Consider the following 9,003-nt stretch of genomic DNA (forward strand, 5'->3'; position numbering starts at 1 on the left):
AAAGCACGATAAGCCAGCCACCCCGCACCAGCGGGCGATCCGGCACGAGAAGATGCGCAAACGCCCCATTATCCAGATGAACGCTCAGTTCAAACGGATCAAACCCGCCGCTCTCTCACGCCAGATTCTGGCACTGACCGCAGAGCTGGAAACACTCGCACTCGCGAAGAAAGCCGCGCCAATCAAACCCGTCAACCGGGCCTGGAACGCCTAACCCTCCCGGAGGTTTTCCTATGAGGCAACGAAACCCGCTATCCGGAGGTTCTCAAATGAGGCAACGTATTATTCTTCCCGGAGGTATTGCAATGAGGCAACAGGGGGGTAAAGTTCCGACCATGCCGCTGTGGTTCATTGCCCAAGTACAACGCCGCCCCACACGCCTGAAGTACACCGCCACACGCGTGACCTGCGCGCGTCCCGGCTTCCGGGATACACATGAGGTGCATGGGACTGCGCCCTCGGCGTAAGCGTTACCTGAACGTTCCATGGCTCGATATTCCCGCCCCGAAAACACCTTCATTGCGCCCCTGTTAGACGTAAAATTACACATAGGGGATTGGATACTGCGAACTGAGGCAGCCGTGACCGCGCAACTTCCGCTGGCGGACGAGTTGGCCGCCGTCGCTGCCGCGCGTCGCGGTTCCTGCTCGACGAAGACACCGTCGCGTCCGCCCTCCGCCTGATTACCTCCACAGCCCGGGAGTCTGTCCCCGGCGCCTCGGGCTCAGGCGTGACATTGATTGACCCAATGGGCCGCCAATCCACCTCCGCGGCCTCGGATCCCGTCGTCGAACAGGTCGATCAGCTGCAGTATGACTTGGGGGAGGGGCCGTGTTTGACGGCGTGGGCGACGACGTCGGTGGTCCGGATGGACGATGTCGCGGCAGAGGCCAGGTGGCCGCGTTGGACGACGGCGGTGCGGCCGCTGCCGTTGTGCTCGAGTGTGAGCGCGCCACTCAGCGTTGGAACGACCGTGCTTGGCGCCATGAAGATCTACTCACCGGAGCCGGCGGCCTTCGATGAACGGAGCGAGCGACTGCTCCAGCTGCTGGCCGCGCAGGCAGCCATCCTGGTGGCGAATGTGCAGGCGCGCCGGAGCGCGCAGCGGACTTCGGATAATCTCCGGGACAACCTGCGCAGCCGGGACATGATTTCGACGGCGGCAGGCATACTGGTCGAGCGCGACGGGTTGACCGTCGACGAGGCGGTATCCGTGCTGATGGCCACCGCCCGCAGGGAAGACACGGCGCTCGGCGACGTCGCGCAGAACTTGGTGGAGTCGACTGTCAACACGGAAGAGTGAGTTATGGCCGTCGGCACGGATGTGAACGAGCAGCGCCGGCTCTTCAAGGATGCGGCGGAACGCGACGGCGCCGGCACTTCAAGTGCCGACAGCCCGGCGTTGCTGGCCGCCGTGGCCGTGTCCGCCTACCGGGCTGCACGGCGCAACGGCGAGGACATCGTAGACCAAGGCGTCCGGATCGATGAGGCATTGGCTTTCCGGTTCGGCGCGGGCAATCATGTCAGCGGCATCCTGGCTGAGATTGATCTGACCAACGGCCGGTTGTGCTACCTGACCGCGGGCCATCCGCCGCCGGTCGTGGTGCCACAGTCCGGCGGTTCTACAGTTCTGATGGGCGGACGCCGGTTACCTTTCGGCAGGCCGGACTCGGTCGTCAAATCACATTTGCCTATCGGAACACCCTCCGGACTGGACTATGACTCCACTCCGGCTGCTGGTTTCGGCAGCGCGCCGGGGGAGCACCGGCTCCGTCCGTGGGACTGGCTGGCGCTCTTTAGCCACGGCGTAACGGGTGCCAGGAACACCGATGGGACCGAATTCGGACTCAGCCGGTTCGTTGACCTGGTGCATGAGCAAATGAGCCGCGGTAGTCACCCCTCCGAGGCAGCCCGCGTCGCACTTGCAGAGATGGCGCACCATCGGGGAGATGAACCTGGATCCGCGACCGGCGTTGGGGAGGGTGAAGTGGCAACGACCTTTGACGACCCAACGGCCGGTGATGCCGTCGTCGTACTGGCCCGGTGGGCAGAAGCGGAACCGCCAGTGACTTGACCTATTCCCCGTGGTCTTCACTGATCTTTTCGTGCCGTTCCTTTTCCCGTTTCCCGTAGGTGGCCTGCCGGATTGCGGAATCGGATTCGAAACTCGACCCCAGCGCACCGGCGAAGGTCCCCATCGAACTCGCGAACCAGGCCAATTCTACGTAGTCGAACAAAGTGATCGGGTGGCCGAGCGTCTTCTCGAAATACGCGCCCGGAATCACGGCCAGCGAGCCTAGGAACGTCACCACCAGCAGGAATACGTACATGCACAGCACGCCCACGGAGAGGGAGAGGAAAGTGGCAGCGTTGTAGAGCTTTACATCCTGGCTGTTGCTCAGATTCTTATCGCGTAGCCATAGGCCGTTGTAGACGATTAGCCAGGCGATCATGGCAGCCATTGCGCTAACACTGATGAACAACAGCCTGCCGGGGACCAACGAATCGGCCATCGTCCAGATACTGGCGAAGAAGATCCCGAAAGCCGCCGCCGCCGCGGCTGCGGCTATCGCACTGGAAAGGTTGGGCAACATCCGCCAGGGCCGGTTAATCCGAACCATGCCGAACAGCAGGCGCATCCTGCCTCTAAATCCCTCCACAGCCAGATACGAGTCAGTGCCGCGTCCCTGCTTGTCGGCCGTCTCCTGCCGGACAGGAGCCTGCATGCTGTGGGAAAGCTTCATTGGACGGTGCTTGGTTGTGGCTTCCCGGTCCGGCTGCAAACCGTCGTCGGCCATCACCCGAACCACACGGATAATGCCGTTCTTCACATGGTGGCGCAACCGGATGGGGCCGAGCGCCGGCAACGAAATGAGCGCGACGTCGTAATCCATGTTGACGTCCGAGAGCACCAGCTGGCTTTCCAGCCGCCGGGTCAGTTCTGTCAGGCAGATTATATAGTCGTAGCCCTCTTCGTCTTTCAGCTGCTGGCTGTTTTCCCAAATGACAAGGTTGCCGTCCTCGTCCAACGGCATGGACTCGCACTTGACCCGGATGTCCCAACTCACCTTGTCGGTGACGCCCTGGGACAGAATCTCCGGCAAGTCATCCTTGAGCCGGTTGGCAATTTCAGTGGGCAGGTCAGGATCGGTGACAATGCCAACGACCTTGGTGTCCATCTAGTCTTCGCCCGGTGTCCAGGACAGAGTAATCTCCACGCCGTCCTCGATCTCCCGGATCAAGAGATGCAGGTCCTCGCCGTAGAGCTCCTCGTGTCCGCGCCCGGTGTCGTCGTCGGCCGCCTGCTCAACCAGGTGGGCCATTGCACGCGCCATAGCCCTGCCCCAGTCTCCAGGATGCTTGCTGGAGGCCGTTTCGGATGCCTTGTACCTGCCCTCATTGATAGCCATAATTAAACAGTAGCCTTACGGATTTTTTCCGGCCAGTCCAGGAGCGGACCATGATCACTTATTCCCAAATTGAAGCCCTCATGGAGAGCCAAGGCACCATCGTCGACTCCACCGGCCACAAAATCGGATACCTCGGCGACGTGTATCTGGACGATAAGACCGGTATGCCGAAGTGGATCACCGTGGGCAGCGGCTCCTTCGGCACGCATGCCTCCTTTGTTCCGTTGCGCGGCGCGGAGATCATCGAGGATCAGGTCTGCGTCCAGTACTCGAAGGACGTCATCAAGCACACTCCACGCTTCACGGTCCACGGTCATTTGCTCCCCGCCCAGGAGGACGAGCTGTACCGGCACTACGGCATCGAGCCCGGCTCGCTGCAACCAATCAAAGAGGGATCCGGCGGAGAACCGGACCGGCCGCAGCAACGCAGATTCATAGAGTCCGACGACGGCCAGGAGACTATCGTGTCATCGCGTGACGCCGATACAGCTCCCGGACGCGACGCCAGACCAACTTACGGGCGGGACGACGGAAGAGCCCCTGGCCGCGATGACGGGCGGGGCTCTGCACCGGGAGCATAGCGGTACGGCCCTCTCGAAGAAGGCCGTACCGGTCACCACGCGTTTATCCGGAAACGTCTATACCGCGCCGCCCAAAGCGCTGCCGGTTCCGGTGTCGAACTCACGGGTAACCCCCGCAACACTGGTCTTCCACCGGGAATGCGTGTCATCAATCTGCGTTACGGACTCGACGCCATTCATGAACTTCGGGAAGGACTCGAACTCTCAGCAGATTGCGTGGAGCCGTTGTACCTCAGCTGCCGGCCGAGTTGATAAGCATACTTCCAACCTATTACGGAATCGCGACTAGTCAAGATCAAAGTGACTCCCTTGCGGTACCGGCGCGCCGGAAGTATTACCCCGGCACGCCGGACATATGAACTGGGGCAGCGATTGCGTTGCATGCGTTGCAATCATTGCAATCACTTCCCGGGCGCAAGGTTTCCGCAACCGCCGTCGACAAGAATTGTTGGTATATCGATTCGGGGGAACCAGCCGCGGAACGGCATCCAGAACCACCAAGGTCTGCTGGTTGAACGTTCCCGGTGTGAGACCAGCCGCGGACGGCAGCTGGGGTGCGCGCCTGCCCGAACCAAAGGAAAAGTCTCGTGACGATTTCACCTCATGAGCATTTGTACGACAGCCAGGTCGACTTCAGCTCAAATCAAAACCAGGAAGATAACCCGGTCACCGAATACTGGGAAGAGCCGGATGTTTCCATTGAGTTGGATGTGTTCCGCCGGGATCTGCGGTTCGACGACGGCGTCGAGCACGAGATCATGTGCTTCAACGACGACGACGGTGACCGTGCCTTCCCCGGCCCGCTGATCCGGGTCCAGGAAGGGCAAATTTTCCACGGAACCACCCACCCCAGCAAGGGACCGCACACCACCCACTGGCATGGGCTTGAACCGGATCCTCGTAACGACGGCGTCGGTCACACATCCTTTGAAATCGAGGGCGAGTATACGTATCAGTGGCAACCGGAGGTCGGTTGGCCGGGCGATCCTAACCTCGGCGGAGCCGGAACTTACTTTTACCACTGCCATGTAAACACCACCCTGCATGTCCAGCTGGGCATGTTCGGACCGTTGATTGTCGATCCGGTGGTCCACCCGGTTTTTCCAGTCACCGAAGGCGTTACACGGCGGGTCTTCATCGACGGACCGGAGTACGACATCGATACGGAAACGCTCATCGCCCCGTACTCGGTGGACCCCCGCTGGCACGACTATAACCATGCAGAGGGGCTGTCCGGTGAGGACGTAGGGCTCAACAATTTCCAGCCGGAGTACTTCTACCTGCTGGGAGGAGAGCTCGCCCACCGTCCGGGCGAAGAGCATGTCTGGAGTCTGCAGAATATGCGCGCGAACGTGGCTGGGGGCGACCGCGCACCAACCTTGCTCCGGCTGCTCAACGCGAACTACTCGCCGACCACGATCCGGTTTACCGACAGCAACGGGACGCCCGTAAAGATGGCAGAGCTGCTCTCCCATGACGGCCGGCCTTTCCGGGAAACATCGCGTTACGGTCCCTGTCGTTCCTGTCATTTCACCGACTACCCGTTGATGACCCACATCGTCGCGTCCGGTGCCGCCGAACGCTACGACATGCTGCTGCATCCGCCCCAGCCCGGCACGTACTACCTGTCCATGCAGTTTGAGCACTGGATCGGAGGTGATGTCATCGGCGAGCGGATTGTGGAGATCACAGCGGCCTAGTTCTGGAGGACTTGGCGGTTCAAATCTGGTCAAGCGGGCATGGCCACGGCCTCCAGAAGGTTTGGCATGCTCTTGACTGACCTCATAGAGTGGAAAGCAAGGTCAAGCAACGGCCATCGGATATTCTGTGAAAACGGGAACCGTGAGCCGTGGCTGATTCGGTCCGGTTCGTGGTTCCGGGACGAGGCGCGACCATGACCACCATTGATTTTGAAACCGAAACAAGCAGCCCGAGCCGGATCGCTCCCCAGCCCTCAAGCACGGCAGCGGCTGCCACGCCGGCCGACCGGCAGATGAACCACAAGCTGGCAGCGGTGCCAACATGCAACAAGTGCAAGACGGATGAGTATCTCTACTTCGAGGAATACACGCCGCCGCTGATCAACGACGACGGCGAACTCGCCCGGCTCGGGGATACGTCCTACTTCTGCACCCGCTGTCTCCAGTACGGCGCACATTCGGTCCCGCCCCTGTGGACACCGGATAGCCGCGCCTGATGAGGCATACGAATGGTTTCGCTCATTATTCACTCTCCGCTTAGGGCTCCCGCTAGCCGAATTCTGGCCAAAACTCCGCTGTGGCACAAATGTGCACAATCCGGTAAAATGGTGCTATGGCGACTGTAGGCGTACGTGACTTAAGGAACCGGACAGCGGATCTGGTTGCAAGGGCTCATGCTGGAGAGGAAATCATCATTACCAACCACGGAGCCCCGGCCGCCCGACTCGAACCGGTCGTGCCGGGGCTTAAGCCATTTATGACCAAGTCGGACCTGCTTTCGCTCCCGCTGGCGGACTCCGGCCTCAAAGATGATCTTGAGGTCTTGGCTGGCGATACTACGGAGGACCTGGGTCCCATCCGATGAAAGCATTGCTTGATACCAGCGTGTTCATCGCATTGGAGTCCGGCCGCAGGATCGAAGAATCGAAGCTCCCCGAGGAGATGTACCTCAGCGTCATCACCCTCGGGGAGCTGCATGCCGGCGTCCTGGCGGCCAAAGACACAGAGATCCGCGCACGGCGTCTGGCCACCGTTGAGTCATTGGCAAGATTCGAAGTTCTTCCTGTGAATGCGGATGCCGCCAGGCATTGGGCCCGCCTCCGCTTCAGGCTGTATGAGGCCGGACGAAAAGTTAACGTCAATGATCTATGGATCGCCTCTGTAGCTTTGGCATACGGAATGCCCGTAGCCACACAGGACAAGGACTACGAGGTACTCGCGGGGATGGATGGCCCCTTGATTGTCCAACTCTAACGATGCCCTGGGAGGGAAACAGGACAGAAAACGTGCCCGGAGTTATTGCCGGATCGCTTCTTCGATAAGCGTCCGGAATTCCTTCTCTGTGGAGGGCTGAATTTTCTTTCCATCCAGGAAGAAGGTGGGCGTTCCGGTGACGCCGAGTCCCACGCCGTCGCTCTTATCCAGGGTGACGCGTGCCGCCGTCGCCGGATCGTCAATGGCCTGGTCGTAGGCCTTCATGTCGAGTCCGAGATCCCTGGCATAACCCCTGAACGTTTTTGCCTGGGACTCCTGGCTGTGGGACCAGTCTTTCTGGGTCTCAAACATGCGGTGGTACATGGCCTCGAATTCGCCCTGTTGTGCTGCGGCTTCGACGGCCAGCGCCGCGTTCATCGAATTCGGATGGCCCGGCATCGGGAAGTACCGGCTGACGAAGGTTAGCTTGTCGCCGTAGTCTGCCTTGAGTTCTTCAACGAGCGGGTAGGCGGCGGCGCAGGCTTCGCACTCAAAATCGAGGAACTCAACCAGCACCGCCTTCTCGTCCTCGGCCGTTGACAGCCGGTGACTGCCGTCGCGGACGACCTGCGCATTAGCGGCGAGGGCGTGCTGCTCATTACTGCTGGTGTTCGAAACGTACGCGAACCCCACCACCGCGAAAGCCGCGATGATAGCGACGGCGAGGGCAATCTTGTTCTGCACGCTCAATTTTTTGGTTCTCCTCGAGGCAAGGGTATTGCGGTGGGGGCTTTCACCCGGACTTGGGCCGTCGACTGGCCACTGTTCATTCTCGCCCGTGTCGTTAGTGGGGGCAAAAGATATGTCACGCCGCACTGCTCACAGGCGTACTCTTACTTCAAAGTGGCGCAGGTTAAGGAGTGCAAGATGGCTGGAAGATTCGAGATCTACCGCGAAGACGGGCAATTCAAGTTCCGGCTCACGGGCGACGACGGGGCGACTTTGGTGACCAGTGAACCTTATGGGGACAAGGACACCGCCGTGATGGGCATCAATGGGATCCGCGACTGTGCATCCACTGCCCTGATTGCCGACCTAACCGACTGACCGCGAGTAAACTTCTTTTTATTCAACCACCAAGGTGGCCATCATGGCTGGGTGGAGTGTGCAGATGTAGGGGTATTCGCCTGGCTCCTCGGGCGCTGTGAAGGTGACGGTTTCGCCGCCGTCGAATTTAACATCGAAGATTCCTTCTTCTTCGGAGGTCACCGTGTGGGGCGCCGCATCCTTGTTCACCACGGTGATGGTTGCTCCAGGGCTGACGGATTCCGGGCCGTCAAACTTGAAGCCCTCGACGGTAATGACGACTTCTTCCTGGGAGGATTCTGCCCCCGCGTTCGTAGGTTCTTCCGATGATGACGGCGACTCAGCCGCCATGGACTCGCTGGCCGAGGGCTGTGGCTCGGCGGCCATACTCGACGCCGAGGTCTCCGGTGGTGGGGCCTCACCGGATGTTTGTTCGGCTGAAGAGCCGCATCCAGCCACTCCCGCCAGGGCCACTGTCAGCATGATGGCGAGAGCGCCGTTTTTGATATTCATGATCATCCATTCATTGGGGTACTACAGGGATTGCTGGTCTCGGGGGAGCGGCGGGTTAAATGGAACCGCCGCCTCCGTCAGTGGCGGAGGCGGCGGTTTGTCTAACCCGGTGGATCACAAGGGGTCAGTGATCCTGTTCGGGATACGGACTTAGCGGCCGGCTACCATCTTGCGGCGCAGGGCGTAGGCGCCACCGGCTGCGGCGAGGAGGCCACCGCCGAGGGCGATCATGCCGATTTCGCTTCCGCCGTTGCCACCGTTGGTGGCAGCAGCGGTAACGCCGGTGTCAGCGCCACCTGCGGGCATCATTTCCAGGGCACCACACAGCGCCGGTGCGGTGGCTGCCAAGGGCAGTTCCGGAACCAGGTTGGACTTGGCGCTGGCGGCTTCCTCGCTCAGGCCGGCAGGATCAATGCCGTGAACAACGATGACGCCGGTTCCCTCAGCCAGGGAGTCCTGGGTGGCATCGCTCAACTCGAAGGTCTCTTCGTAGGTGAACGCTCCACCGGAAGGAGCAAC

The 9,003-nt window shown here is 60.7% G+C and carries 12 protein-coding genes and 3 pseudogenes; 9 read left to right on the forward strand and 6 right to left on the reverse strand.

Going from position 1 to position 9,003, the window contains the following annotated elements:
• The 3 genes and pseudogenes from Y707_RS31125 to Y707_RS22390 form a co-directional block, all read left to right on the forward strand.
• Positions 1–214, forward strand: a pseudogene (locus Y707_RS31125) (hypothetical protein); the annotation flags it as partial.
• A 429-nt stretch (positions 215–643) separates the two neighbouring features.
• Complete coding sequence (locus tag Y707_RS22385) at positions 644–1,303, forward strand: GAF and ANTAR domain-containing protein (protein WP_275451179.1); 660 nt, start codon at positions 644–646, stop codon at positions 1,301–1,303.
• A 3-nt stretch (positions 1,304–1,306) separates the two neighbouring features.
• Entirely contained in the window at positions 1,307–2,074 is a 768-nt protein-coding gene (locus Y707_RS22390) for a PP2C family protein-serine/threonine phosphatase (protein WP_026533730.1), read from the forward strand.
• 1 nt (position 2,075) lies between these two features.
• Here the strand turns inward: Y707_RS22390 and Y707_RS0100980 are convergent, their stop codons facing one another.
• Both Y707_RS0100980 and Y707_RS0100985 read right to left on the reverse strand, forming a co-directional pair.
• Complete coding sequence (locus Y707_RS0100980; protein WP_026533731.1) at positions 2,076–3,179, reverse strand: hypothetical protein; 1,104 nt, start codon at positions 3,177–3,179, stop codon at positions 2,076–2,078.
• A complete protein-coding gene (locus Y707_RS0100985; protein WP_026533732.1) occupies positions 3,180–3,410 on the reverse strand; it encodes a hypothetical protein in 231 nt (76 codons plus the stop codon).
• A gap of 50 nt (positions 3,411–3,460) precedes the next feature.
• Between Y707_RS0100985 and Y707_RS22395 the strand changes: the two genes are divergently transcribed.
• A complete protein-coding gene (locus Y707_RS22395; RefSeq protein WP_051441509.1) occupies positions 3,461–3,991 on the forward strand; it encodes a PRC-barrel domain-containing protein in 531 nt (176 codons plus the stop codon).
• A gap of 57 nt (positions 3,992–4,048) precedes the next feature.
• Here Y707_RS22395 and Y707_RS32475 read toward each other — a convergent pair.
• Positions 4,049–4,180, reverse strand: a pseudogene (locus Y707_RS32475) (hypothetical protein); the annotation flags it as partial.
• Between the two features lie 398 nt (positions 4,181–4,578).
• On the opposite strand from Y707_RS32475, the gene Y707_RS29400 reads away from it, so the two are divergent.
• The 4 genes from Y707_RS29400 (at position 4,579) to Y707_RS0101015 (ending at position 6,945) form a co-directional block, all read left to right on the forward strand.
• A complete protein-coding gene (locus Y707_RS29400) occupies positions 4,579–5,691 on the forward strand; it encodes a multicopper oxidase domain-containing protein (protein ID WP_253905007.1) in 1,113 nt (370 codons plus the stop codon).
• A 194-nt stretch (positions 5,692–5,885) separates the two neighbouring features.
• On the forward strand, positions 5,886–6,188 hold the full coding sequence (locus Y707_RS28680) for a hypothetical protein (RefSeq protein ID WP_155852624.1): 303 nt from the start codon (positions 5,886–5,888) through the stop codon (positions 6,186–6,188).
• Positions 6,189–6,304: 116 nt separating this feature from the next.
• Complete coding sequence (locus tag Y707_RS33360) at positions 6,305–6,556, forward strand: type II toxin-antitoxin system Phd/YefM family antitoxin (protein ID WP_026533734.1); 252 nt, start codon at positions 6,305–6,307, stop codon at positions 6,554–6,556.
• Positions 6,553–6,945: a type II toxin-antitoxin system VapC family toxin gene (locus tag Y707_RS0101015; protein WP_035779781.1), complete on the forward strand. Its 393-nt coding sequence runs from the start codon at positions 6,553–6,555 to the stop codon at positions 6,943–6,945. Before Y707_RS33360 ends, Y707_RS0101015 begins: the two co-directional genes overlap by 4 nt.
• A gap of 42 nt (positions 6,946–6,987) precedes the next feature.
• On the opposite strand, the gene Y707_RS0101020 is transcribed toward Y707_RS0101015, so the two are convergent.
• Entirely contained in the window at positions 6,988–7,629 is a 642-nt protein-coding gene (locus Y707_RS0101020; protein ID WP_051441511.1) for a DsbA family protein, read from the reverse strand.
• A 183-nt stretch (positions 7,630–7,812) separates the two neighbouring features.
• Between Y707_RS0101020 and Y707_RS0101025 the strand changes: the two genes are divergently transcribed.
• A complete protein-coding gene (locus tag Y707_RS0101025) occupies positions 7,813–7,992 on the forward strand; it encodes a YegP family protein (protein ID WP_026533737.1) in 180 nt (59 codons plus the stop codon).
• An 18-nt stretch (positions 7,993–8,010) separates the two neighbouring features.
• On the opposite strand, the gene Y707_RS22405 is transcribed toward Y707_RS0101025, so the two are convergent.
• Both Y707_RS22405 and Y707_RS31130 read right to left on the reverse strand, forming a co-directional pair.
• Entirely contained in the window at positions 8,011–8,484 is a 474-nt protein-coding gene (locus tag Y707_RS22405; protein ID WP_162150150.1) for a cupredoxin domain-containing protein, read from the reverse strand.
• Positions 8,485–8,634: 150 nt separating this feature from the next.
• Positions 8,635–9,003 (reverse strand): annotated as a pseudogene (locus Y707_RS31130) (hypothetical protein); the annotation flags it as partial.

Source organism: Arthrobacter sp. H14, from assembly GCF_000520495.1.
In the GTDB taxonomy this organism is placed as follows: Bacteria; Actinomycetota; Actinomycetes; order Actinomycetales; family Micrococcaceae; genus Arthrobacter_C.